Below are 23755 nucleotides of genomic sequence, written 5' to 3'. Positions count from 1 at the left end.
GGGTTCAATCCCTCCCGCCTTCTTGTTATTGTCACCGTAACATGAACGTCACCGAATACTACGAAAACGAACTGCAGACTCGGGGTTACCAATCGGACCCGGCGCAACGCGCGGCGGTGGACCGTCTGCAGCGGTGCTATGAAGAATGGGTAGCGTACAAGGCGCGGCGGTCGAATGCCTTCAAGAAGCTGATCATTCACCCGGACCTGCCGCGCGGCATTTACATGTGGGGCGGGGTGGGGCGTGGCAAGAGCTTCCTGATGGACAGCTATTTCACGGTGGTGCCGGTGCAGCGCAAGACGCGTCTGCATTTCCACGAATTCATGCGCGAAGTGCACCGCGAACTCGAGGACCTGAAAGGGCAGGCCGACCCGCTCGACGAACTCGCGCGTCGCATCGCAAAGCGTTACCGGCTGATCTGTTTTGACGAATTCCATGTGTCCGATATCGCGGACGCCATGATTCTGTACCGGCTGCTTGACCGCCTGTTCAACAACGGTGTGCAGTTCGTGATGACGTCCAATTACGATCCGGACACGCTGTATCCCGATGGCCTGCATCGCGACCGCATGCTGCCCGCGATCGAGCTGATCAAGTCGAAGCTCGATGTGATCAACGTCGATGCAGGTGTCGACTATCGGCAACGCACGCTGGCGCAGGTCGAGGTGTACCACACGCCGCTCGGCGCGGCTGCCGACAAGGCGCTGCGCGACGCGTTTGCGCGCCTCGCCGCGGTGCCCGATGAGAGCCCACTACTGCGCATTGAAAAACGCGAACTGAAGGCCCTGCGCCGTGCGGACGGGGTCGTCTGGTTCGATTTCGCGACCCTGTGCGGCGGTCCTCGCTCGCAGAACGACTATCTGGAACTGGCGAGCCGTTTCCACGCGGTGGTTCTGTCGGGCGTGCCGCAGATGACACCGCGCATGCAATCGGAAGCTCGCCGTTTCACGTGGCTCATCGATGTGTTCTACGACCACAAGGTCAAGCTGTTGATGTCGGCCGCAGTGTCGCCCGAGCAGTTGTATGTCGACGGTCCGATGGCTAACGAGTTTACGCGTACCGTGTCGCGGATCGTCGAGATGCAGTCGAAGGAATATCTCGACACCCCCCGGCGCATCGTGGATACCTCGCTGACCTAGAGTCGCGACACTACGCTGGGCCAGTGAATGCCCGGCATCCACTGCCATCCGGCCGTTATTTCAAGATTCGGACTCATCCCATATTCGCCGGAAAGCTGTCTCTATATCTTCTCCCCATGGTTTTGCTCAAGGAGAAACCCGTGACACCTTTCCGTGATATCAATGATGAAGAATGGCAGCGCGTTGTACCGCTGCTGCCCGAACTGCGCCCGCGCCGAGAATTGCGCGGTCGCCCGCTGGCTAATACACGTTCCGTGCTGAATGGTGTGCTGTGGGTCATGTACAGCGGCGCCACGTGGTCGGAGCTACCGCGCCGATACCCGTCCTACCAGACGTGCCATCGCCGCTTCAAGGTGTGGTACGCGTCCGGCGTGCTGAAGCGTTTGCTGGATGAGTTATACGGTGCAGCATCCGAAGAGCTGTGCGGGATGATGCAGGCACGCATGCGCATGAAGGCGACATCGGCGCAGAAGACCGCCCTGGGCGGCGACAATTATCTTGGCCGGTCGTTGACGATTGTTTTGGCCGGTGGTGAGGAGTCGGAGGCGGCGTAGCCGCCGGAGACGACGAACCACCGGCGGCGCCGCGTCGGCGGGGCTTTAGGATGGGCTGATCGAAGCTTTAAGAAGAAGCCGTCAGCTCATGTCTGGAACCCGCATTACCGACCAACAGGTTCGTCTTTACATGACCAAGCGCAAACACCATCCGCAGGAAGTCGCGGCCGCCAAGGCCGGAATAAGCGTGCGTTCCGCACGCCGCATCGAGCGTGACGCGACTCTGCCATCCCAGAAGCCTCGGCGCTCCTGGCGCACCCGTCCCGATCAGTTCGCCGATGTCTGGGATAGCGAAGTTTTACCGCTACTGCGTAACGCTCCCCATCTGATGGGCATTACGATCCTGCGCAAGCTGCAGGAGGATCACCCGGAGCGCTATCCCGACAGCATGCGCCGCACGCTGGAGCGACGCATTCATCAATGGCGGGCGCTTGAGGGCCCCAGTCAGGAGATCTTCTTCCCCCAGGAGCATCAGCCCGGCGTGCGTGGGCTGTCGGACTTCACCGATATGAGCAAGCTGTGCGTGACGATTGGCGGCGCACCGTTCGCGCACCGGCTGTACCACTTCGTGCTGGCGTTCTCACGCTGGGAGTATGCCTACGTAGTCGAGGGCGGCGAGAGCTTCGAGGCCCTCGCAACCGGATTGCAGAACGCCCTGTGGCAGGCGGGAGGTTGCCCTCGCGAGCATCGCACCGACAGCCTGTCGGCCGCCTTCAAAAACCTGAGCGAGAAGGAGGACTTCACGATCCGTTACAAGGCGCTGCTCGATCATTACGACATGCAGGGCACGCGCAACAATCGCGGTCTGGGTCACGAGAACGGGAGTATCGAATCCTCGCACCGGTATCTGAAGGACGCGGTCGATCAGGCCTTGATGCTTCGTGGCCATCGCGACTTCGCTGATCGTGCTGCCTACGATGAATTCATCCGCGAGCAGGTGATGCGTCGAAACCGGCGCAACGCCGCCGCGTTCCGTATCGAGCGCCAGCAGCTTCAGGATCTGCCGGAGTACCGTTCCACCGACTTCGTCGAGGAGGAGGCTCCTGTGACCCGCTGCAGTACGTTCACGGTGCGCGGCATCCTCTACAGTGCGCCGTCGCGCCTGATTGGTCACCGGCTGAAGGTGCGCGTCTACGGCGACCGGCTCGACTGTTACCTGTCCGGCGTGCTGGTGCACAGCACCGCACGGGGCTCCCGTGCGCACGACAACCGCCACGCGCTAGATTACCGCCACTTCATTGGCTCCCTGAAGCGCAAACCGCAGGCATTCAAGGGGCTCGCGTTTCGTGACGCACTGTTCCCGCGCGAGGCCTACCGCCGGACCTGGGAACAACTCGATTCCCGCCTGTCGCAACGCGAAGCATGCAAGACGATGGTTGGCCTGCTTGAACTCGCCGGCCTGCACGGCGTGGAGGCCGTACTGGCCGGACAGCTTGACGTGTTGCTGGAAGCCGGCGAGCTGCCCGATCTCAAAGCGCTGCGTGAGCAGTACGCGCCCCGTGAGGCCTCGTGTCCTGAAGTGGAGGTTCAGATGCCGCCCGTTGCCGTCTATGACGAACTGCTCGAGGAGATGGCAGCATGAACGCGCCCGCACATGACGGTGGCCGCCTGGCCCTGATGCTCAACGAGCTGCGCTTGCCAACGATCGGCAGGTTGTGGCCCGAGTTCGCGGAGCGCTCGGACAAGGAAGGCTGGCAGGCCACGCGACTGCTTGGCGCACTGCTTGAGCACGAGCTGGCTGAGCGCGCCAAACGACGCATCGAGCGGCACCGCACCGAGTCGCAGATGGACCCGACCAAGACGCTCGCCACCTTCGACTTCAGCGCCGTGCCAATGGTCTCGAAGGCCCATGTCACGGCGCTGGCCACCGGCGAGTCATGGCTGGAGAAAGGCGCCACGGTCCTTCTGTTCGGGCCACCTGGTGTCGGCAAGAGCCATCTCGGATCGGCCATCGGGCACGCCCTGATCGATGCCGGATACCGCGTGCTGTTCACGCGCACCAGCGAACTCGTCCAGAAGCTGCAGGCGGCACGCCAGAGCCTGCAGTTGCCTTCCGCACTGGCCAAGCTCGACCGCTTCGACCTCATCGTCCTCGATGACCTGTCGTACGCCCGCAAGGACCAGGCCGAGACCAGCGTGCTGTTCGAACTGATTGCCGAGAGGTACGAGCGTAAAAGTCTTCTGATAACGGCCAATCAACCGTTCTCGGGCTGGAATGACGTGTTCCCTGACCCCGGCATGACGGTCGCCGCCATCGACCGGCTTGTGCATCATTCGACGATCTTCGAGCTCAACGTCGAAAGCTACCGCCGCCGCAAGGCCGGCGACAAACAGAACGCACGGCGGCGTCAATTACACGACGACAACCCTGCCATCCCGTTCAGTGGCCCGCCACCTGAGGACGGCAACGTTGCGCAGTAACGCATCCGTGACCCGGTAACGGGTCACGAAATCGACCGGATCTGGACAGGAAAATGGCAAAAACAGCAGCACAACGGCAAGCCGAATATCGGGCCCGGCGCCCTCATTCGGGCTCGGACGATAACGGTCAGCGTCGCCTGAACGCCTGGATTGACACCCGCGCCTTCCTCGCGCTTGCCCGGGTGGCGCGCCGTTACGCAGTAACGAAACAGGAATTGATCGAGAAACTGATCATCGCGGAAGAGGAGCGTGTTCTCGCGGGGATCGATTGCGATTCAGCGCAGTGGCAGGAGTACTTCGACAGCCCATTGTTACGCAGTAACGATGAGCGTCAACTACGCGATTACCCACCGACAACTACGAAGGAGCAACGTCAAATATGACCTTATAACCAGCGACAATTACCCCGTTGACCGGCCAAGATAGTTGTCGCTGACCGGCCATGCTGCTTGACGCTGTCTACCGCCCGCCTCGGGGTTGGTTTCGGCACACAGCTCTCACCGCTTGCACCGACGTTGCCGCCGGCTACGGACGTTGTATCGCAGGTCACAACCTACCCGTCAGACTACAAGCAAGCCGCATGATCGACCGACTGCGGTACTTCAAAAGAAACCGGCCGAACGATTGCTATCGTCGGCCGGTTTTTTGTTTTTCAGGCTCATCTTACTCATAGGTCAGTAACTTGGCGGACAAACTGTGAACTGGACGCCCTTGACCGTGTCGAAGCTTCATATGAAAAGAGACGGCAGAGCCTTGGCTCATAATATCCTTGAAGAGATGCGCACCCTGGCGGTTCAACGGATGGCCGAAGGGGAACATCCCAATGAGGTCGCGGCATCGTTCGGGATGCATCGGTCGTGGGCGTACAAGATTCGTGCACAGGCGAGCGCACATGGAGCGCAAGCGCTTCGTTCGACCAAAGGCACGGGCCGGCCTCGCGCGCTCACGCCTGCGCAGGAGCAGCGGGTGCTGCGATGGATCAACGGCAGAAATCCGACGCAATACGGGTTCGATTTCGGTCTGTGGACGCGCAACGTGGTTCGCGAACTGGTGCAACAGAAGTTCGATGTCACGCTGAGTCTGGCGTCGATCGGCGCGATGCTCGCGCGCCTGGACCTGACACCGCAAAAGCCATTGCAGCGCGCTTACCAGCGCGATCCGGAAGCGATCGAGCGCTGGCAGCGCGAGACGTATCCGGCCATTGCCATTCAGGCGCGGGTGGAAAACTCGGACATCTTCTTCTGGGACGAATCCGGTTTTCGCGCCGATTCGGTGCATGGCAGGACGTGGGCCCAGCGCGGCGAGACACCGGTAGTCGACCGCCCTGGCCAGCGGCAAGGCCTGAGCGCAGCGTCGGCGGTCAACTCGAAGGGTGCCTTCTGGTTTGCAACGTACGAAGGCGGGCTCTCTGGCGAACTGTTTGTGACGCTGCTCAGGAAGCTGATGTTCAGGCGCAGGAAGGCGGTTCATCTGATCGTCGACGGACTGCCCGCGCATAAGAAAGCGGTGGTCAGGGACTACGTCTCCAGCACTCAGGGCAAACTGACCTTGCACTTCCTGCCAGGTTACGCGCCTGACCTCAATCCGGATGAACTGGTATGGAGTCACGTCAAGCGCACCGGTGTCGCGCGACGCCCTCTGCAAAGCGGCGAAAAGCTGGGGCCGCGGATTCACGAACAGCTCGCGCAAATTGAACGCAATCCAAGGCTTGTCCGGTCGTTCTTCAAGCACCCGTCTGTCTCCTATATTTCTGACTGGTGAGTAAGAGCTTGTCGCGACTATCTGCGCCGTCGCTTATTGCTCGCGAATCCACGTCTGCGAACGCCCGAGCAGCGATATCCCGATGTATCCACGCACGACGAGTTTCTGACCGCCATCCTCGAGGTGCATCTTGCACCTGTAGATCTTGCCGTTCTCCGGATCGAGAATCTGTCCGCCGTCCCATCCGTCGCTGTCTTTCTTCATGTCGTTGATGATCGTCATGCCGAGCATTGGCTGATCCTTCCGCGCATCGGTGCATGCCGTGCAGCGACGGTCCGGATTGTCGTTCGCGCTGAGTCCTTTGATGATCTTGCCAGACAGGGTGCCGCTGCCGTCCTGCGTAATCTGCACGAGCGCTTTCGGCTGACCCGTGTGGTCGTCGATTGTTTGCCATGTGCCAATCGGACTCGCGTTTTGCGCCATCGCCGCGACAGCGCTGGCCATCAGTGCGCCAGCAACCATCGCGTGTTTCGCCGACTTGAGGGCTGTTGCGCGGAAGCCTCGCGTGAAATGCGTCATTGTCTTCCTCCTTGTTAAAAATCGTCGCGATCCTGGTCGCGCGGCATCGTGTGACTGTCAGACGCCATGGCTTGAAAAAGGGTCCAGGCAGCATACGTGAAAGCGTGGGTAACGTCTGATAGTGATGCCTCTAATCAGGCGACGGGCACGCCGTTTTTCAGCGTCTTCCAGCAATCGGTCCGTCGATACGGGTACTCTCTGTTGATCAGTCGACCGTGCGAGGCGTCGGCCTTCGCAAGCGACCCATCGCTGCCCATTGGCACTGAGGCGGCGGCCAGGATCTGTCGCGGACCGTGCCTGCGTCAATCAGCCTCCTCCGAATTTTCTGTGAGCGTGGACATTGGCGATCTGCCGTGAGCCCGTTGCTCCTGTTCTCTCGACAAGGATTCAACGAATGCGACATCTCGGTCAGCCGGGTCACGGCGTGGAGCGTAACGGAGGATCGGGTTGATCCAGGCGAGTGAGATATCACCTGATCCACCAGGCTCCGGGTGGCCTCAATGCCGAAGAAAGAACAGCGGTACGACGCCATGTAAACACCTCGGCCCGCAAGCTGTTGCGAGAAAAGATACGAAAGCACCAAACTTTTTGATGAGGAACCCGCAACGCGCGAAAGTGAGTAATAATGAGATGGATTGGCTACAACAAAAACTGTTAGAGCAAAAATTACATGGACCAAAAGTCAAAAGTTCGTCAGCTCGCGCTGGTAGGGCTGGTTGTAATCGGGGGGTTGCAAGGCGTTCGTGCCCAAACGAGCCCAGATAACAGCGCAAACATTACGGTTGCCAGTAATACCCCAGTTGGAACGGTGACACCGCTCTCCGGAGACGCGGCGGCTACGGCGTTGTCGCCCGACGCACCCACCGCGGCATCGAGCGCGCCAGTGGTGCTGACCGCCGACGAGGCGAAGCAGTCGGCCAGCGGCAACGTCGCAGAATTGCAACAGATGATCCACGGATCCGATCTGAGCGAACTGCGCACGACGTACAACGGCAGCTATGGCGCCAGCCTGCTGTTCTACGGCAAGGAAATGACCTACTACGTCGCGCTCTTTCAGCAGAAGAACTTCTGGCGCGTCATCAAGACCCAGGATGATGGCCGCGCTGAAGCGATCTATCGCGACTTCGCTCGCCAGACGGTGCAACTGTCTGAGGTCGAAATCCGCCGCACGCGACTCGATGCGCAAAAGGTCCTAACCGAGCGCCTGATCGCGCTCTCGCAGGACCGCGCAAACCGTCTGCAGGCCGACCTGACTGTTGCGCGACAGCAGCAGGCGATCGTGGCCAGCCAGCAGAAGCAGACCCGCGACGAAGCCGCCGCGCTGCAGACGCAGAAACTGGCAGCACAGGAACAGTTGCGCGCGGCGCAGCGTCAGGTGCACGACCTGCAGCGTCAGCTGGAAACCGGTCTTCCGGTTACCGTGCGCTAGTCGATACTGGCTACCCAGGTCTCTTGCCTGGGTTTGCATTCTGGCCTGATTTTTCTGGCCAGCTTCGTCGAGCATGACACGCGGCCATTCGCGTCGCCACACAAAACCCCGCGCAGTTCACTGTGCGGGGTTTTCGTCGTTTTCGTCCGACCGGTGCCTTCTGCTATTCGGCGCTGACCTGACCTGCTTGCGGCGATGCGCGTCGCGACACGCTTTCCCACGCGGCTACGACGATCATCACAACAGTGGTGAGGCCGCTCAGCCTATTGCCGATGATCTGGAAAGCCGGGCCGCCGGCCAGCAGCCGGCCGGTCGCAAGCGCGATGCGCTGGATCAGGTCGAACGATAGTTCGACATATATGACGCGCGCTTCATGGCCGTCGCGTTTGCCCGGGAAGCGGGCGGTGTCGGTGAGCACGTTGTTGTTGCTTCGGTGGCGCTGGCCGACAGACCTCAAAGAAGACGGGGTTGTGCGCGTTATCCGCGCTCAGTGACGCTTTTTCTCCTTGGTGGGAGGTTCGGCGGGCTCTTCTTCCGGATCGACCGCGATCGGATCGCTGGCCGGGAAGGTTTCGTCGAGCGCCTCGTCAAGGCGGTCTTCTACCGGCGCGTGGGGTTCCGGCGTATTGGGTTTGGGTTTGGACATGGCTTGCTCCGCTCGCGAACGTGGAGTGGTCAGCATAGCGCAACGTGGCTGACGCGGAGAAGCTCGCCGGATGGCATGGAAGACGTCGGCAGCCCGCCGCAGGGAAGCAGCAGAGCGTTGTAAGCGTTCTTTGGAGACCACGCCGTGAGGCAGGATCAAACGGCGGTGGGTAAACCGTCGATCTGTCTGCAAAATCGCGCCGCGTGCGCCGTCTTCGGTGTGTCACGTTGAGGCGACATGCTGATGTCCTCGCGTCGGCATACTCACGAGGTTGCACGGACATGAACACTGGAAGCAGGAGCCCGGCTGGGAAAGCGCAACGCGTTCACGCCTCGCACATGGTCGAGGAAGAACTGGCTCATCTGGAGTGGGCCACGCGACAGCCGGTGGACAGCATGCTGAGCCCGGGCTACTGGCATCGCCGGGTCCTCGCGATCAAATGTGGATTCGAACTGACGCAGCAGCAGGGGCAGCGTATCGATGCGATCCTGACACGGATCGAGACTGTCCTGAAGCGGCTCGACGAACGTCTGCGGTAGTGCGGTTAGCGTAGCAGAGGGCGTTCGCCGGCCGGGCGCGGCGCGTGTTACTCGTTGCCGTTGTTGTTGCCATCCCCGTTGCCGCTGCCGGTACCGAAGAGACGGCGGCGGCGTGTCACTACCACCGGGCCATCCGACGGTGTGCGGTCGGACGATGCCGACGTGCCGGAGCGTTCCGGCGCTCCCGGTGAAGAAGACGACGAACTCTGGCCCGAACCGCCATATGACTCACGAGGTTCGCGGGGTTCACGGTGGTCGCGCGAACCGTGCGGGCCACGCGTCGTATGCTCGCCATGCGACGGACGTCCCGCGCGAGGTGCCGGACGGGTACCGGTGTCGAGCTGGATGGTCGAGATGGCGCGCTTGTAGATGCCCTGCAGGCCGACAGGCGTGCGCAGCATCACCAGATACTGATCGAACGACTCGATGCATCCCGTCAGGCGGATACCGTTGACGAGATAAATTTCAACGCGCTTTCTTTCTTTGCGCGCTGCGTTCATGAAGTCGTTTTGCGGATGCGATTCTGCGGAAGGCATGGGCGATTCGGAGGCGGGCAGCGATGCGCCGCGGTCAGTTATAAGAACGGTTGCTCGCCGCGATTCTACCCTGTTGTCGGATACAAGCGCGCGTTGCGGCGACCTCACGCCCACTATAACGGCTTGCGCGGCCGGAAGCATCTCTTAAAGTATTGTGTAACGTGTCGTTACGATTTCCCGCAATCCGCTTTCATTCGCGCGCGCGGAATAAAACTGTCCGTCCGAACGTTACTTGTGCATGGCAGCGTCGAGAAGTTCGTTCCTGCCAGCTTGTTCCCAACCCGGGCGCGCCAGTCGGCGCACTGCGCATCCCGCGCGGCAAGCTTGCCAGCTGGTGTGCGACATCTGGAGACGACAAATGAACATGCCTCGCATTCTCTCAGCCGCCCTTGCGGTGCTGGTGCTCGCGTTTGCTTCGCTGTCGACGGGGTGCACCGCGGCGACCGACTCGGGCGCGTCCGGTAGCAGTACGAGCGGGAGCAGCAGCGGTGGCGGCGGTTATTGACCATTCGTGCTGCGCTTCGACACGCGTCGCGTGAGTTTCGAATCGGACGTGATTTCGTGGCTTCCGCAGTTGCGCCGCTATGCGCGCGCGCTGACGGGTGATTCCGCGTGGGCGGACGATCTGGTGCAGGACACCGCCGAGCGCGCACTGGCCCGCTGGACGGCGTTCCGCCCGGACAGCAACCTGCGCGCGTGGCTGCTGACGATCCTGCGTCACCTCTACATCGACCAGTTGCGGGTGCGCCGCGAAATCGCCGTCGACGACGAAAGCGCGCCCTGGCGCAACCTCGAAGCGCCGCACGGCGAAGTCGACGGACTCGTGCTGCGCGACGTGCAGCGGGCGCTGTATTACCTGTCTGTCGAGCAGCGTGAAGTGCTGCTGCTGGTGTGTGTCGAAGAATTGACGTATCAGGAGGCGTCGTTGGCGCTCGGCGTGCCGGTCGGTACGGTGATGTCGCGGTTGTCGCGTGCGCGCGAACATATGCGGGCGTTGCTGACTGAAGGCCCGACGCGCAAGTCGCCGCCGTTGAAAGTAGTGAGAGGCTCGTGATGCACAACGACGACGAATACGATCACGATCCCACGGCCGGGATGGACCCGCGCATGCTCTCCGCGTTCATCGATGAGGAATTGCCACAGCCCGAGCGGGCGGCCGTGCGCGAGCGGCTCGCTGAGGATCCCGACGCTGCCAGCCGCGTTGCGGCGTACCGTGCGCAGAAAGCCGCCTTGCAGGCGTTGTGCGCGTTGCCCGCGCGTGCCGACCCGCCGGTAGTCGTGCTGCGCGTGCGTGTTCCGTGGTGGCGGCGGGTGGGGGTGGCGGCCTGCTGGCTCGTCGCCGGTGCCGGTCTCGCGCTGGCGCTGGGGCCGATGGCGCCGCGCTTCATCGGCGGCGGTAGTGAGCCGATGGCGTTTGCGCAGCGCGCCGACGTCGCCTACGCCGTGTACACGCCGGAACGCCGTCATCCGGTCGAAGTGGCGGCGAGCGAGGAAGAACATCTGATCACGTGGCTCTCGAAGCGGCTTAACCGGCCGCTGTCGGTGCCTTCGCTGCAGGAGTACGGGTATACGCTCGTCGGCGGCCGGCTGCTTCCGGGCGAAGCGGGGCCGGCCGCGCAGTTCATGTACGAAAACCAGACGGGCGAACGGCTGACGCTCTACGTAACGGGCACGCCCAAGGGCGAGACCGCGTTTCGTCTCTTTCGCGATGGCAATCGTCGTACCTTTTACTGGGTCAGCGACCAGATGGGGTATGCGCTCTCCGGGCCGATATCGGAAGGCAAGTTGCGCACGATTGCGCTCGAGGTCTGCAGCGAACTGGGCGGACGGCCTGAGTCGTGGCAATAGCCTTACATCGCGCGGGAGTCCCGAAGGGGCCGGCTCGTGAAAGCCAGGTCGTGACGCGGCAGGAAACACTGCGTAACAAACGCGTATGACGGTGCCGTCCGCGAGCGGAATAGCGCTTGCGGGCGAGTCGTTTACCCGATGCAGGCACGTGCTGTCACGCGTCATCGCGCGCGTGCTGCGCGGAGCATGCAAGGCGAACCGATGGGGTCTTCACGGCGCCGACGCGTCGTTCGTGTCGCGTTGCCGGACCATCGAGGTGGGACGGGATCATGCGCAACCTCATTGGACTCGGGATGGTGCTTGGCACCTGCATGGCGTGTACCGCACCGGTGCCACCACAGTCGATGGCGGGCGCTCCGCTCGACGATCCGACGCTCACCTGCCGCGAGGTCGTCGGGCAGGCGGAGATCGACGGCACGATGCAGCAGATCGCGGGCCGCGCGTGCAGGCAACCCGATGGCACCTGGCAGATCATGCAGGACGCGGAAGGCGGCGGAGTAGCCGTTTACCCGCTTACTGCGTATCCGTACTATCCGTACTATGACCCATGGTACTGGGGGCCGCCCGTGGCGATCGGTGTCGGAGGATCGTTCATCTTCGTCGATCACTTTCACCACTTCCATCACATGGATCATGTTCACTTCGGGCACCCGCCCGGTGGCATGGGCGGACGCGGAGGCTTCCACGGGATGGGAAGCGTGCGTCCGCCCGGAGGCGGGATGTCAGGCGGCGGAATGAGGCATTAGCGCACGTTTTCGCAGTGTCATTGCGCGCCCTGCGTTTTCGCCTGCGCCCGGCCTCGCGCCGGTCACATCGAGGAGGGCGCCTTGACACGCGCAGCGACACGCTTATTGCCGCCGGACGTTCCGGAAGCGAAGTTCGACCGTGCTCTGGACGCCTGGACGGCAATCGTCGGCGCGCCGCATGTGGTGGCGTCGGACCCCGGGCTGGCGTCATATCTCGATCCCTTCGCGATCGGGCCGCAGCAGGCGGCATTCGCGGCCTCGGCGGCGTTGCTTCCCGCCTCGGTGGAAGAAATCCGCGCGATCCTGCGCGTCGCCACTGAATTCCGGATTCCGTTATGGACCGTGTCGACGGGGCGCAATTTCGCGTATGGCGGCGCGGCGCCCCGTCTGTCAGGTTCCGTCGTGCTCGACCTGCAGCGGATGAACCGGATCATCCACGTCGACGAGACACTCGCCTACGCGCTCGTCGAACCAGGCGTCAGCTACTTCGACCTGCATGCATATCTGCGCAGCAACGGTTATCGACTGTGGGTCGACCCGCCTGCGGCCGGCTGGGGCAGCGTGATCGGCAACACACTCGAGCGCGGCTTCGGCTACACGCCTTATGGCGATCACGCGGCAACGCAATGCGGGATGGAGGTCGTGCTTGCGAACGGGGACGTCGTGCGAACGGGGATGGGCGGAATCGATATCGGCACCTCGTGGCAGTTGTACAAGCCGGGCTACGGGCCGTCGTTCGACGCGATGTTCATGCAGTCGAACTATGGCATCGTCACGAAGATGGGTGTGTGGCTGATGCCTGCGCCGCCTGCCTACATGCTCGCCGAGTTCCAGTTTCGGCACGAGAGCGACCTGGAGACGATCGTCGATATCCTGCGGCCGCTGCGGCTCGACGAGACGATCCGCAATCATGCAGTAATCGAAGGTGCGATCCGGCGCGCGGCGAGTATTGCGCCGCGCTCGCAGTGGTACGACGGTTCGGGGCCGATGCCGGAGAGTGCCGTGGCGGCGATGATGGACAAGCTGGGTATCGGCCGCTGGAACCTGCATTTCGCGCTTTACGGCACGCAGGAAGTGATCGACGCCCAGTACGCGATCGTGCATCGGGCGTTCGCTCGCGTGCCGGACGCAGTGCTGTCAGCGACACGCTACGCGGGCGATGCGGAACCCACCGGCGGCGGCGCCCGCAACCTTGCCGGCATTCCCGCGATGAGCGCGTTTCGCATGCTCGACTGGCGCGGTGGCGCGGGTGCGCACGTGGATTTCTCGCCGGTCTGCCCGGCGACGGGTCGCGATGCGATGCGCCAGTACACGATGGTGAAGGCACGCGCCACGGAATACGGCTTCGATTACTACGGTGGCTTTACGGCCGGCGTGCGGCATCTGCATCACATTTTCGCGTTGATCTTCGATCGTGACGATCCGCTTGCGCCGGAACAGGCCGGCGATCTGCTGCGCGTCGTGATGAGCGACGCGCGCGCTGCCGGCTACGGCGAGTATCGCGCGCATCTTGCGTATATGGATTTTGCGGCCGCCCAGTACAGTTTCAACGACGCAGCGTTGCTGCGTCTTTCAGAGACCATCAAGGATGCGCTCGATCCTGCCGGGATTCTGGCACCCGGCAAGCAGGGCATCTGGCCGCGCGTCTGGCGCGGCAAGCGCGGCTATACCTAGCCAGTAACGTCGCCCGTAACGTAACCGGAATGCAGGCTACAGGTAGAAACACCGCCAGCGCGTGCTGGCGAGGGCCTCAATGGAGCAGATGATGGACCGACGTACATTCGTCAAGACTGGCGCATGGCTCGCCGCAACAGGCTGCGTGTTGCCCCGGCTGATGGTTGCAGCGCGAACGGCAGGCGCCGTCGTGGTCTTCGATTCGACGCTGGCCCATGGCCGCGCGCTGGCTGATCACGCCTTGCGGGCGAACCTGGTGACGTTCGATGTCGGCGACGACATCGGGGCGCTCTGGTACTCGACGCTCGCACCGCACCTGGCACGCGCGCCGGGCGTGCTGATTGGCGTGACGCGTCCGGCCGATTATTTCGTGTTGACGCATTGCGTTCCGCACTCCGCCCTGACGACCCGCGACGTGCGCGAAGCGGGCCGCCGCGCGCCGGTTGCCTTCGTGATCGACTGCTCATCGAGCCTGACGCGGGACTTACGCGGAACTCACACGGAACCTAGAACTGATAGGCCGGATTTTTCGGGTCGAATGTTGCATCGTCGAAAGTTTTGGGCGTGATGGTTTCGAAGACGATCCTCTCGAAGATCCTGCCGTCGTTGTCATAGGACTCGACGCAGCGAAACCAGGGATGGCGCAAATCGAGCCCCAACGTCTCCTTCTTCGCGTAGAACTCGGGCTGGCCTGCCGCTGTTTCGTACGTGAACGCGACGACGCGTACGCCATCGACGGTCTTCACGTCGATCTTGAGCGGCCGCGTGATGCCGGCCTCGGCAAACTTCATGCCTTCCGACACGAACTGGTTCGCGACGTACTCGGTGCCGAGATCGCGCACCTGGTGGCGCGACTGCGCGTGTGCCAGCGTTCCGTTGACTGACGTCCACAGCGGAATCACGCTCAGCAGGCCGCCCAGGTGGCCATAGATTTCGTCGGTGCGTTTCGACTCGTCGTAGATGATCTCCTGGCCGGAATGCGCGCCATCCGGCAGCCATCTGGCGTAGATGCGCAGCGGCCCGCGCGAGAGGCGCACCAGCATGTGATCGGGGGCTTCGGGCCAGATGCCGCGGATGCGTTCCTGACGCGACATCGTGAACTCGTAGGACGGATAGCCGTTTGGTCCTTCCTTGATGTAGCGGGGCACCGTCAACGGATCGAGCGACTCGAACAGCGCGTCGAGCTGCGCGTCGTTGAGTCTCTCGAGCGCGCCGCTTTGGGCGGCCCGGCGCAGCCAGCGCACCTGCTCGTCGACGGGGAGCTTGCCAACTTGCGCGGGCGACGCAGACGCTACGTTGAGCGAGGCGGGCAGATCCACCGTCACGGCCTGCAGCTCGTCGGTCTGGGCGGACGATACGCCCGCCACGCAGGCGAAAACGCCTGCTGCGAGGAGACTGACGAGACGCTTCAGTGTCGTGGAGCTGGCACAACACGAACGAGGACGCATGGGACGATGCATTGCGTACGTCATGAATCTCTCCAGAATCTAAACCGCCCGCCTGTGCCAGCCTCGCGAGCTCAGGCGGGTCTCTGTCGGGCCAGTTCCTCGTCGCGCAACTGGCGGCGCAGGATCTTGCCGACATTGGTTTGCGGAAGTTCGTCGCGGAACTCGACCACCTTCGGCACCTTGTAGCCCGTCAGGTGCTTGCGGCAGTGTGCGATGACCTGTTCTTCCGTCAGGTCCCGGTTACGCCGCACGATGAATACCTTGATGCGTTCTCCCTGAGCCGCGTCGGGAATGCCGATCGCCGCGACTTCGCGCACGTCCGGGTGCATGGCGATCACGTCTTCAACCTCGTTCGGATAGACGTTGAAGCCCGACACCAGGATCATGTCCTTCTTGCGGTCGATCAGCCGGATGAAGCCGCGCGAGTCCATCACGCCGATATCGCCGGTGGCGAGCCAGCCTTCGTCGTCGAAGACTTTTGCGGTTTCGTCGGGGCGGTTCCAGTAGCCTTTCATCACCTGCGGACCCTTGACGCACAGTTCGCCCGGCTCGCCGATGTTGGCCCACGTTCCGTCGTCTTTCCTGAAGCGCACATGGGTCGACGGGGCGGGCAGTCCAATCGAGCCTTCGAAATCGCGCATGTGCTTCAGGTCGACCGGATTCATCGACACGATCGGCGAACATTCGGTTAGCCCATAGCCCTCGACGATCGGCTGGCCGGTCACCGCCTTGAAGCGGTCCGCGACGGCCTTCTGCGTGGCCATGCCGCCCGCCATCGCGAGCTTCAGGTCGGAAAAGTCGCGCTTTCTGAACTCCTCGTTCTCGAGGAACGCGTTGTAGAGCGTATTGACCGCGGTGATGCCGGTGAATTTCTCGTGCCGGATGATCATCATCACACGCTTCACGTCACGCGGATTGGCGATCAGGATGTTGCGCCCGCCGAGCCCCATGAAAATCAGGGCGTTCACGGTCAGCGAATAGATGTGATAGAGCGGCAACGGCGTCAGCACAGTTTCGATGGTGGCCGTCAGTTGGCCTGCGGCCCACGCTTTCGCCTGCAGGACGTTCGCGATGATGTTCCGGTGCATGAGCATCGCGCCTTTGGCGACGCCCGTCGTGCCCCCGGTGTATTGCAGGAACGCGATGTCGCCAGGCGAGAGGCGGACAGGCGTGAGCGGCGTCGCATAGCCGATCCTGAGCGCATCGAGCAGCCGCACCGCTTCGGGCAAGTTGTAGGCGGGCACCATTTTCTTCACGTGCTTCAGCATGAAGTTCAGAAAACGGCCCTTGAGATTGGGGCCGTCGGCGAGCAGGTCGCCGAGACCGGTGACGATCACGTTCTGTATCTTCGTGCCAGGCAGCGCGTCTTCGAGGGTCTTCGCGAAGTTCTCGAACACGACGATCGTCTGTGCGCCGCTGTCCTTGAGCTGATGCGCCAGTTCGCGCACCGTGTAGAGCGGGTTCACGTTGACGACGATCGCGCCCGATTTGAGCACGCCAAACAGTGACACCGGATACTGGAACGTATTCGGCAGCATGATCGCCACGCGCTCGCCAGGCTTGACGCCGATGCCTTGCAGATACGCCGCGAACGCGGTTGCCTTGCGGCCCAGCTCACCGTACGTCAGGTTCGCGCCGACGCTCACATACGCGACGCGCTCGCGATACTTCTCGATCGATTCGTCGAAGAACTGAACCAGCGACTCGTACTGGTTGACATCGATGTCGCGCGGGACGTCCTCCGGATACGACGCGTACCAGATGCCATCGGTGTTGGGCGTTCTGGGCGCGCTCGCTCCTGTCGGTGCAGCCGGCGCCGGAGCGGTACCCGCGGGCGGCGGCGTTTGCGTGGACTGGATCATCGGTTGTCCTCCTGAGTCTGTCTGTGTTTTTCTGGGTATCGTACGGGCTTGATACGGGCTTCATCTGAGCTTCACTTCGGCGTGACGCTAACGTTCGAGTATCGCGACGACACCCTGGCCGCCCGCCGCGCAGATTGAAATCAGTCCACGCGCCGTGCCAGCGGGTTTGTCGAGCTGCGCCAGCAGCTTCGCGAGGCTGGCGACGATCCGTCCGCCGGTCGCCGCGAACGGATGGCCGGTCGCGAGCGAACTGCCGTTCACATTCAGTTTCGCCCGATTGATCACACCGGGTGGGCCGGGCAGACGGAGTTGCGTGCGGCAATATTCGTCATCCTGCCACGCCGCGAGCGTGCAGAGCACCTGCGCGGCAAAAGCCTCGTGAATTTCGTAGAAGTCGAAGTCCTGCAACGTCAGGCCCGCGCGGGTGAGCATGCGCGGCACGGCGTAGGCGGGCGCCATCAGCAAACCCTCCTTTTTATCGAAGAAATCGACCGCCGCCGTTTCCGACCACGACAGGTACGCCAGCACCGGCAATCCGCGCGCGGCCGCCCACGCTTCGCTCGCCAGCAGCACGGCCGACGCGCCGTCAGTGAGCGGCGTCGAGTTGCCGGCGGTGAGCGTTCCGGCGTCGCGATCGAATACCGGCTTCAGGTTCGCGAGCTTCTCGAGCGTGAGGTCGGCACGCAGGTTGTTGTCGCGCGCGAGGCCGCGCCAAGGCGTCATCAGATCGTTCAGAAAGCCGCGCTGATAGGCATCCGCAAGCTTGCGATGGCTTTCATGGGCGAGGACGTCCTGCGCCTCGCGTGAGATGCCCCAGCGCTTGGCCATCAGTTCGCAATGCTCGCCCATCGACAGGCCCGTGCGCGGTTCGCTATTGCGCGGCAGCAGCGGCTTGAAAAGCATCTGCGGGCGCAGGCGGGCGAGCGCGCTCACGCGCTCGCTGGTCGTCCTGCCGCGATTCGCTTCGAGCAGAATCTTGCGCATGCGCTCGTTGACGCCAATCGGCGCATCCGAAGTCGTATCGACGCCGCCCGCGATCCCGGCTTCGATCTGCCCGAGCGCGATCTTGTTCGCGACCAGAATCGCGGCTTCGAGGCCGGTGCCGCAGGCCTGCTGCACGTCATAGGCAGGGGTTTCCCTGGCGAGCGTCGTCGACAGCAGCGATTCCCGCGTCAGGTTGAAGTCGCGTGAATGCTTGATGACTGCGCCCGCCGCGACCTCGCCGAGCCGCTCTCCATGCAGGTTGAAACGGTCGATCAGACCCTGCAGGGTGAACGTCAACATGTCCTGGTTCGACGCGCTCGCGTATGCGGTGTTGGAACGCGCAAACGGAATCCGGTTGCCGCCAATGATCGCGACGCGCCGTACAGCAGGAAGCGGGTAGGACATGCCTGGCTCCTTCGGGTCGTTCCCTGTTACTCGACAGTTTGAACACGAGTGAGGATAGTGGCACAGCGCGCCAGCCGACTACTGGAATCTGTAAAACGAAAACGGCACCGCATTGATTCCACCTTTTCATTGCGGTGCGCCATGCCAATGCTCATTGCAGCGTCCACTGAAAGCGGCCGCGCAGATGCGGCTTCGCGCCGGCCACGTCGCGCACTTCGAGTTCGCGTGAAGTGGAAAGAGGCGAGGCCGTCCAGAGCGACACCTCGCCGGGCAGCAGCATCGGCAGCTTGAATTCTCCACTGATGATGGCGCTCGCCAGCCGCCTGGGAGGTTGCAAAGCGGACGCCGCGCGCGCAAGCGTCCACATGCCGTGCGCAATGGCGCGCGGAAAACCGAAGGCGCGGGCCGAGAGCGCCGTCAGGTGAATGGGGTTGTAGTCGCCGGACGCCTTCGCGTAGTCGCGCCCCAGTTGCGGCGGCAGTTGCCAGCGTGCCTGCCGGGTAAGCGCGTCGCGGTCGATATCGAGCGGCGCGAGCGGATCGCCCTGCGCCCGGACTGCGCGCTTCAGATAGACGCTGTCGCCATCCCACACTGCCTCGCCGCGCCGGTAAAGCCGCGAGTGCAGCACGAATGCCTGACCCTTGTCGTGCTTGAGCAGCGCGCCGAATTCGACTTCGACGCGCAGCACGTCGCCGGCATCGAGCGGCTTGCGCAGATGGACGCTGTTGGCCAGATGCACGAGCCCGAGCGCGGGCCACGGAAACGCCGGATCGGTCAGCATCAGCAGATGGAGTGGGAACGCGAGCAGATGCGGAAACGTGAACGGCATGCCCTGTTCGGGGATGAAGCCGCACACACGCGCATAGCGATCAATGGCGGCCTCCTCCAGCGTGACGGCCGGTCGCACGAAACACACTGGCGGTAGAGGCGCTTCGCGCCCACGCTTGACGAGACCGGACAGTGCGCGTCCGTATAGTGCGGCGGGCTTCGGCAAACGCTCGATCACGACGGTCTTCGGCCGTGTCGAACCTACGGCCGGACCGTAGCCGAGGGGCTCACCCATGATTACGCTCCGATGAGGCTCTGGCCGCAGACGCGGACCACCTGCCCGGTCACGCCAGCCGAGCCCGGGTGCGCGAACCACGCGACGGTCTGCGCGACGTCGACCGGCTGGCCGCCCTGGCTCATCGAATTCATGCGACGGCCGGCTTCGCGGATGGCGAGTGGAATCGTGGCGGTCATCCGCGTTTCGATGAAGCCGGGCGCGACCGCATTGATCGTGATGCGCCGCTCGCGCAGAGGGGCCGCCATGCTCTCTACATGGCCGATCACGCCTGCCTTGGACGTCGCATAGTTGCTCTGGCCGCGATTGCCCGCGATGCCGCTGATCGACGATACACAGATAATCCTGCCACCGTCGCGCAACGTGCCCGCTTCGAGGAGCACATCGTCGATCCGTTCCTGCGCCGACAGATTAATGTCGATTACGCTGTGCCACGCGGCTTCGCTCATCTTCGCGATCGTTTTGTCCTTCGTGATCCCCGCGTTGTGGACGATGATGTCGACACCGTTTTCGTCGAGCGCGGCGGCGATCTGTGCGGGCGCTTCGGAGGCAGCGATATCGAAGGCGAGGGCGGTGCCGTTGAGTTGCCGCATCGTCGCACCCAGCGCGTCTTTCGCCGTCGGGATGTCGATGCCGATCACGTGCGCGCCTTCCGCCGCCAGCACGCCAGCAATCGATGCCCCAATGCCGCGTGCAGCACCCGTCACGAGCGCACGCAGACCGGTCAGCGGCTGTTTCCAGTCGATCGCCTCGCCGCCGCTCGCGGCTTTCTCCAGGCGCACGACCTGCCCCGACACATACGCGGAACGGGGCGACAGGAAAAACCTCAACGTGGCTTCGATACCGTCTTCCGCGCCCTGCGCCACGTACACCAGATTGGCTGTGATGCCTCGCCGCGCTTCCTTGCCGAGCGACCGGGTCAATCCTTCCAGTGCGCGTTGCGCAGTCCATTGACGCGGGTTCGCGCACGCCTCGGGCGGCCGTCCGAGCACGACGATGCGGCCACACTTGCCGAGCGAGCGCAGCGCGTCGTGAAAGAATGCATAGAGCGCGTCGAACTGGCTGCTGTCGTCGATGCCGCTGGCATCGAACAGCAGCGCGGCGAGACGTCCCTGCGAAGCGTCGCCATCGACAGGCTCGAAGCGGCCGGTCATCAGGCCGTGCCGATTGGCGAGCGGCATCCAGAGCCCGGCGCCTTCGTGCGCGACGCTCGTCACGCCGAGGCGGCTGATCACGTCGGCAAGCGCATCGAGCAGCGCCGGCTGCGGTCCCGCGCCGATCGCGATGAGATCTTCGAATTCGGGTCGGTCGGTCCGGTAACGGCGCAACACCTCGGGCTTCGGCAGGCCAAGCGAGCGCGCGAGCCGGGCGCCGAAGGGCGAGTTGACGAAGTTCAGGTAAGAGTCGTTCATCGTCCGGTGCTCCTCGCCCGTGGGATTGTTGTCAGTGTGCACGGCGCAAGGTTCAGGCGGCAAGCTGCTTCGCCTTGTCGAGCGCATCCTTTCGTTTTTGCAGGCCGGCGAGCATGTCGAAGTCGGGCGCGAAATCGTCGACTTTCACCACCTCCGCGCCGTAGCGTGCGTAGTCGGCGAGGAGCTGGCGTTCATTCGCGTCGATCAGGCCATGCTGCAGGGCGGCCTCGGTCCAGCCCGCGAGATCGGGCAGGCTTTGCGGCATCGGTGCGATCAGCCCTTGTCTGACTGCGTCGCGCAGCTTCTGGTCGATTTCAGTCACGCGTGGCGTCAGCTCGAAGACGAGTTCGCCATAGCCGAGCGGATCGACTTCGACCGGTGGCACGTAGGAATCCGCCACCAGCCGATCGCGCGCGGCGCCTGGCGTCTGCATCAATTCCGCGATCGCGGTGCCGAGACTGTCTGGCGGCGCGCGATGCGGCAGCCCGAACGGATAGGCGAGCACGCGCACAAGTCCCGCGGCTACGCGGTTCGGATAGTTCGCGAGCACGCCGTCGATGGCTTGCTGCGCCTGGTACAGCGCATCTTCGACACCCCAGCACACCAGCGGCAGATCGCTCTCCTGGCGGCCCTCGTCCTCGAACCGCTTGAGCGTCGCGGAGATCAGATACAGCTGCGACAGCACATCGCCAAGACGCCCCGAGATCCGCTCGCGACGCTTCAGATCGCCGCCGAGCACGAACATCGACACGTCCGCGAGCAGCGCAAACGCGGTCGAAAGTCGGGTCGCCGCGCGGTAGTAGTGCACGAGCGGCGCGTGCGCGCGCTGCGGCTTCGCGATGAAGGCGCCGCCCGTCACGCCATACAGGAAGCTGCGCACGACGTTCGACATCGTGAAGTTGACGTGCCCGAAGAAGGCGTCGTCGAAATCGCGTAGCGCCTTGTTGCGATCCGTTTCACGGGTCGCGGCCATTTCCTTCAGCACGTAGGGGTGGCAGCGGATCGCGCCCTGGCCGAAGATGATCAGGCAGCGCGTGAGAATGTTCGCGCCTTCGACCGTGATCGAGATCGGCACCTGCTGATACGCCCGCGCGAGGAAATTCGACGGACCCATGCAGATGCCCTTGCCGGCGACGACATCCATACCGTCGTTGATCACCTTCCGGGCACGCTCGGTGAGGTGATATTTGGCGATCGCTGAGATGACCGAGGGCTTTTCGCCGAGATCGATCGCATGAGCCGACAGGCGGCGCGCGGCGTCCATCACATACAGGTTGCCGCCCATCCGGCCGAGCGCTTCCTGGACGCCTTCAAACCTGCCCACGGCCGTGCGGAACTGGCGGCGCACGGCGGCATACGCGCCGGTGCCGCGCACGGCGAGCTTGGCGATGCCGACATTCGACGAAGGCAGCGAGATCGCGCGTCCCGCTGCGAGGCATTCCATCAGCATGCGCCAGCCGTTGCCGACCTGGGTGCGTCCGCCGATCACCCAGTCGAGCGGGATGAAGACGTCCTTGCCGGAGTTCGGGCCGTTCTGGAACACGGCATTGAGCGGCCAGTGGCGGCGGCCGATATTCACGCCCGGATGGTTCGTCGGTATCAACGCGCAGGTGATGCCGGGTTCGTCGTCGGTGCCAAGCAGATGATCGGGATCGTACGCGCGGAACGCAAGGCCGAGGACGGTCGCGATCGGGCCGAGCGTGATGTAGCGCTTGTCCCACGAGACGCGAAAACCGGGCGTCTCGCGGCCCTCGAACATGCCCTTGCAGACGATGCCGACATCCGGTATCGCCGCCGCGTCCGAGCCGGCATAAGGGCTCGTGAGCGCGAAGCAGGGGATCTCCTCGCCGCTCGCAAGGCGCGGCAGATAGTAGTTTCTTTGCGCCTCGGTGCCGTAGTGCATTAGCAGTTCGGCGGGGCCGAGCGAGTTCGGCACCATCACCGAAACAGCGGCGGCCGAGCAGCGCGTTGCCAGCTTCATGATGATCTGCGAGTGCGCGTACGCGGAGAACTGCCTGCCGCCGTACTGCTTCGGAATGATCATGCCGAGGAAGCCTTTTTCCTTGATGTACCGCCACGTTTCCGGCGACAGGTCCTGCCAGACCGCGGTGGTTTCCCAGTCGTTCGCGAGATCGCACAGGTGCTGGCATTCGTTGTCGAGGAACGACTGTTCCTCGGCGCTGAGCGTCGCGGGGCCGTGCGCGAGCAGCGTGTCCCAGTGCGGCCGTCCAGAGAAGAGCGCGCTATCCCACCAGACCGTGCCGGCTTCGATCGCATCCCGTTCGGTCGGCGACATCTGCGGCAGGATCTTGCGGAAGACTTCGAATACGGGTTTCGTCAGCCACACACGGCGCAACGGTTTGATCGTGAGCACGAGCGCAGGCAGCACGACGAGGATCGCGAAGAGCGCTGCGGTAACCGGTCCCGCTGCGCCGCTGATATACGCGAGCCCGACCCACACGCCGAGCAAGGCCAGCCACCACAACGCACGCGCCTCTACATAGACGAGCGCCGCACTGGCGACGATCAGCGCAACGATGAGCAGTGGCATGGCGCTTTCTCCCTGTTTCAAGATCCGGCTGGCACGCCTCTCAGAGCGGCGCGCTAGCGTTTGTCCTGCGGGGGCGCGTGCAGGGGGCGCGGTCGACATACGGCCGGCGCCGCCTCGCTTGTGCGCGGCTTCTATGGCGCCTTCAGAGCGCCTGGTTGGCGGAGCGCTCGACCAGGCCGTTCCGATCGAAATCGGAACGGCCTCGTATTTCCGGCCTG

General features: G+C 63.4%; 24 protein-coding genes. 14 read left to right on the top strand and 10 right to left on the bottom strand.

From position 1 onward, the window contains the following. Positions 1 to 41 precede the first annotated feature (41 nt). The 6 genes from zapE (at position 42) to B0G77_RS19765 (ending at position 5875) form a co-directional block, all read left to right on the top strand. Positions 42 to 1139 (top strand): cell division protein ZapE, encoded by a 1098-nt coding sequence (zapE, locus tag B0G77_RS19790; RefSeq protein WP_133663640.1) that lies wholly within the window; start codon positions 42 to 44, stop codon positions 1137 to 1139. A gap of 140 nt (positions 1140 to 1279) precedes the next feature. After that, the gene (locus B0G77_RS19785; RefSeq protein WP_166656197.1) at positions 1280 to 1693 is read left to right on the top strand and encodes a transposase; all 414 of its coding nucleotides are present in this window, start codon (positions 1280 to 1282) and stop codon (positions 1691 to 1693) included. A gap of 88 nt (positions 1694 to 1781) precedes the next feature. Further along, positions 1782 to 3275, top strand: a complete 1494-nt coding sequence (gene istA / locus B0G77_RS19780) for an IS21 family transposase (RefSeq protein WP_133663638.1) — start codon at positions 1782 to 1784, stop codon at positions 3273 to 3275. Continuing rightward, on the top strand, positions 3272 to 4114 hold the full coding sequence (gene istB, locus B0G77_RS19775) for an IS21-like element helper ATPase IstB (protein WP_243751053.1): 843 nt from the start codon (positions 3272 to 3274) through the stop codon (positions 4112 to 4114). Before istA ends, istB begins: the two co-directional genes overlap by 4 nt. Positions 4115 to 4167: 53 nt before the next feature. Beyond that, positions 4168 to 4497 (top strand): hypothetical protein, encoded by a 330-nt coding sequence (locus B0G77_RS19770; protein ID WP_184069220.1) that lies wholly within the window; start codon positions 4168 to 4170, stop codon positions 4495 to 4497. A 349-nt stretch (positions 4498 to 4846) separates the two neighbouring features. After that, complete coding sequence (locus B0G77_RS19765; protein ID WP_133663637.1) at positions 4847 to 5875, top strand: IS630 family transposase; 1029 nt, start codon at positions 4847 to 4849, stop codon at positions 5873 to 5875. Positions 5876 to 5908: 33 nt separating this feature from the next. Here the strand turns inward: B0G77_RS19765 and B0G77_RS19760 are convergent, their stop codons facing one another. Beyond that, entirely contained in the window at positions 5909 to 6394 is a 486-nt protein-coding gene (locus B0G77_RS19760) for a DUF2147 domain-containing protein (RefSeq protein WP_133663636.1), read from the bottom strand. Between the two features lie 670 nt (positions 6395 to 7064). On the opposite strand from B0G77_RS19760, the gene B0G77_RS19755 reads away from it, so the two are divergent. Continuing rightward, positions 7065 to 7823: a DUF2968 domain-containing protein gene (locus B0G77_RS19755; RefSeq protein ID WP_133663635.1), complete on the top strand. Its 759-nt coding sequence runs from the start codon at positions 7065 to 7067 to the stop codon at positions 7821 to 7823. Between the two features lie 163 nt (positions 7824 to 7986). Here B0G77_RS19755 and B0G77_RS19750 read toward each other — a convergent pair whose 3' ends face one another. Next, on the bottom strand, positions 7987 to 8241 hold the full coding sequence (locus B0G77_RS19750; RefSeq protein ID WP_133663634.1) for a hypothetical protein: 255 nt from the start codon (positions 8239 to 8241) through the stop codon (positions 7987 to 7989). 69 nt (positions 8242 to 8310) lie between these two features. Beyond that, complete coding sequence (locus B0G77_RS43315) at positions 8311 to 8469, bottom strand: hypothetical protein (RefSeq protein ID WP_208116439.1); 159 nt, start codon at positions 8467 to 8469, stop codon at positions 8311 to 8313. A gap of 281 nt (positions 8470 to 8750) precedes the next feature. On the opposite strand from B0G77_RS43315, the gene B0G77_RS19745 reads away from it, so the two are divergent. Beyond that, positions 8751 to 9008 (top strand): hypothetical protein, encoded by a 258-nt coding sequence (locus tag B0G77_RS19745; protein WP_133663633.1) that lies wholly within the window; start codon positions 8751 to 8753, stop codon positions 9006 to 9008. A 47-nt stretch (positions 9009 to 9055) separates the two neighbouring features. Here the strand turns inward: B0G77_RS19745 and hfq are convergent, their stop codons facing one another. Then, positions 9056 to 9544, bottom strand: coding sequence for an RNA chaperone Hfq (hfq, locus tag B0G77_RS19740; protein WP_133663632.1), 489 nt, complete (start codon positions 9542 to 9544; stop codon positions 9056 to 9058). 358 nt (positions 9545 to 9902) lie between these two features. On the opposite strand from hfq, the gene B0G77_RS43310 reads away from it, so the two are divergent. The 6 genes from B0G77_RS43310 to B0G77_RS19715 all read left to right on the top strand — a co-directional run bounded on the left by B0G77_RS43310 (position 9903) and on the right by B0G77_RS19715 (position 14380). Then, positions 9903 to 10049 (top strand): hypothetical protein, encoded by a 147-nt coding sequence (locus B0G77_RS43310; protein ID WP_166656195.1) that lies wholly within the window; start codon positions 9903 to 9905, stop codon positions 10047 to 10049. Positions 10050 to 10079: 30 nt separating this feature from the next. Further along, positions 10080 to 10598 carry a sigma-70 family RNA polymerase sigma factor gene (locus tag B0G77_RS19735; protein WP_133663631.1) on the top strand — a complete coding sequence of 173 codons (519 nt, stop codon included), beginning with the start codon at positions 10080 to 10082 and terminating at the stop codon, positions 10596 to 10598. Then, positions 10598 to 11392, top strand: coding sequence for an anti-sigma factor (locus B0G77_RS19730; RefSeq protein ID WP_133664207.1), 795 nt, complete (start codon positions 10598 to 10600; stop codon positions 11390 to 11392). Before B0G77_RS19735 ends, B0G77_RS19730 begins: the two co-directional genes overlap by 1 nt. Before the next feature lie 344 nt (positions 11393 to 11736). Next, positions 11737 to 12138: a hypothetical protein gene (locus tag B0G77_RS19725; RefSeq protein ID WP_243751149.1), complete on the top strand. Its 402-nt coding sequence runs from the start codon at positions 11737 to 11739 to the stop codon at positions 12136 to 12138. Positions 12139 to 12219: 81 nt separating this feature from the next. After that, positions 12220 to 13812 carry an FAD-dependent oxidoreductase gene (locus tag B0G77_RS19720; protein WP_133663629.1) on the top strand — a complete coding sequence of 531 codons (1593 nt, stop codon included), beginning with the start codon at positions 12220 to 12222 and terminating at the stop codon, positions 13810 to 13812. Between the two features lie 91 nt (positions 13813 to 13903). Further along, positions 13904 to 14380: a hypothetical protein gene (locus tag B0G77_RS19715; RefSeq protein ID WP_133663628.1), complete on the top strand. Its 477-nt coding sequence runs from the start codon at positions 13904 to 13906 to the stop codon at positions 14378 to 14380. Here B0G77_RS19715 and B0G77_RS19710 read toward each other — a convergent pair. The 6 genes from B0G77_RS19710 to B0G77_RS19685 form a co-directional block, all read right to left on the bottom strand. Beyond that, positions 14319 to 15284, bottom strand: coding sequence for a DUF1571 domain-containing protein (locus B0G77_RS19710; protein WP_133663627.1), 966 nt, complete (start codon positions 15282 to 15284; stop codon positions 14319 to 14321). The two genes, B0G77_RS19715 and B0G77_RS19710, sit on opposite strands and share 62 nt — an antisense overlap. Before the next feature lie 47 nt (positions 15285 to 15331). Further along, positions 15332 to 17122 (bottom strand): AMP-binding protein, encoded by a 1791-nt coding sequence (locus B0G77_RS19705; RefSeq protein WP_133663626.1) that lies wholly within the window; start codon positions 17120 to 17122, stop codon positions 15332 to 15334. An 87-nt stretch (positions 17123 to 17209) separates the two neighbouring features. Further along, positions 17210 to 18511 (bottom strand): acetyl-CoA C-acetyltransferase, encoded by a 1302-nt coding sequence (locus tag B0G77_RS19700; RefSeq protein ID WP_133663625.1) that lies wholly within the window; start codon positions 18509 to 18511, stop codon positions 17210 to 17212. Between the two features lie 151 nt (positions 18512 to 18662). Then, positions 18663 to 19574: a MaoC/PaaZ C-terminal domain-containing protein gene (locus B0G77_RS19695; RefSeq protein ID WP_133663624.1), complete on the bottom strand. Its 912-nt coding sequence runs from the start codon at positions 19572 to 19574 to the stop codon at positions 18663 to 18665. Between the two features lie 2 nt (positions 19575 to 19576). Continuing rightward, a complete protein-coding gene (locus B0G77_RS19690) occupies positions 19577 to 20986 on the bottom strand; it encodes a 3-oxoacyl-ACP reductase (RefSeq protein ID WP_133663623.1) in 1410 nt (469 codons plus the stop codon). Between the two features lie 52 nt (positions 20987 to 21038). Further along, the gene (locus B0G77_RS19685; protein ID WP_133663622.1) at positions 21039 to 23537 is read right to left on the bottom strand and encodes an acyl-CoA dehydrogenase; all 2499 of its coding nucleotides are present in this window, start codon (positions 23535 to 23537) and stop codon (positions 21039 to 21041) included. Positions 23538 to 23755 lie beyond the last annotated feature (218 nt).

The organism is Paraburkholderia sp. BL10I2N1 (assembly GCF_004361815.1).
Lineage (GTDB): Bacteria > Pseudomonadota > Gammaproteobacteria > Burkholderiales > Burkholderiaceae > Paraburkholderia.
Note: the sequence above shows the minus strand (reverse complement) of the source record. Positions and strands in the feature narration are given on the sequence as shown.

Bases quoted from the DNA above. Each gene is read 5' to 3' on its own strand.
- zapE (WP_133663640.1), top strand. From the start codon at position 42: ATGAACGTCACCGAATACTACGAAAACGAACTGCAGACTCGGGGTTAC.
- istA (WP_133663638.1), top strand. From the start codon at position 1,782: ATGTCTGGAACCCGCATTACCGACCAACAGGTTCGTCTTTACATGACC.
- istB (WP_243751053.1), top strand. From the start codon at position 3,272: ATGAACGCGCCCGCACATGACGGTGGCCGCCTGGCCCTGATGCTCAAC.
- B0G77_RS19770 (WP_184069220.1), top strand. From the start codon at position 4,168: ATGGCAAAAACAGCAGCACAACGGCAAGCCGAATATCGGGCCCGGCGC.
- B0G77_RS19765 (WP_133663637.1), top strand. From the start codon at position 4,847: ATGAAAAGAGACGGCAGAGCCTTGGCTCATAATATCCTTGAAGAGATG.
- B0G77_RS19760 (WP_133663636.1), bottom strand. From the start codon at position 6,394: ATGACGCATTTCACGCGAGGCTTCCGCGCAACAGCCCTCAAGTCGGCG.
- B0G77_RS19755 (WP_133663635.1), top strand. From the start codon at position 7,065: ATGGACCAAAAGTCAAAAGTTCGTCAGCTCGCGCTGGTAGGGCTGGTT.
- B0G77_RS43315 (WP_208116439.1), bottom strand. From the start codon at position 8,469: ATGTCCAAACCCAAACCCAATACGCCGGAACCCCACGCGCCGGTAGAA.
- B0G77_RS19745 (WP_133663633.1), top strand. From the start codon at position 8,751: ATGAACACTGGAAGCAGGAGCCCGGCTGGGAAAGCGCAACGCGTTCAC.
- hfq (WP_133663632.1), bottom strand. From the start codon at position 9,544: ATGCCTTCCGCAGAATCGCATCCGCAAAACGACTTCATGAACGCAGCG.
- B0G77_RS43310 (WP_166656195.1), top strand. From the start codon at position 9,903: ATGAACATGCCTCGCATTCTCTCAGCCGCCCTTGCGGTGCTGGTGCTC.
- B0G77_RS19730 (WP_133664207.1), top strand. From the start codon at position 10,598: ATGCACAACGACGACGAATACGATCACGATCCCACGGCCGGGATGGAC.
- B0G77_RS19725 (WP_243751149.1), top strand. From the start codon at position 11,737: ATGGCGGGCGCTCCGCTCGACGATCCGACGCTCACCTGCCGCGAGGTC.
- B0G77_RS19715 (WP_133663628.1), top strand. From the start codon at position 13,904: ATGGACCGACGTACATTCGTCAAGACTGGCGCATGGCTCGCCGCAACA.
- B0G77_RS19710 (WP_133663627.1), bottom strand. From the start codon at position 15,284: ATGACGTACGCAATGCATCGTCCCATGCGTCCTCGTTCGTGTTGTGCC.
- B0G77_RS19705 (WP_133663626.1), bottom strand. From the start codon at position 17,122: ATGATCCAGTCCACGCAAACGCCGCCGCCCGCGGGTACCGCTCCGGCG.
- B0G77_RS19700 (WP_133663625.1), bottom strand. From the start codon at position 18,511: ATGTCCTACCCGCTTCCTGCTGTACGGCGCGTCGCGATCATTGGCGGC.
- B0G77_RS19695 (WP_133663624.1), bottom strand. From the start codon at position 19,574: ATGGGTGAGCCCCTCGGCTACGGTCCGGCCGTAGGTTCGACACGGCCG.
- B0G77_RS19690 (WP_133663623.1), bottom strand. From the start codon at position 20,986: ATGAACGACTCTTACCTGAACTTCGTCAACTCGCCCTTCGGCGCCCGG.
- B0G77_RS19685 (WP_133663622.1), bottom strand. From the start codon at position 23,537: ATGCCACTGCTCATCGTTGCGCTGATCGTCGCCAGTGCGGCGCTCGTC.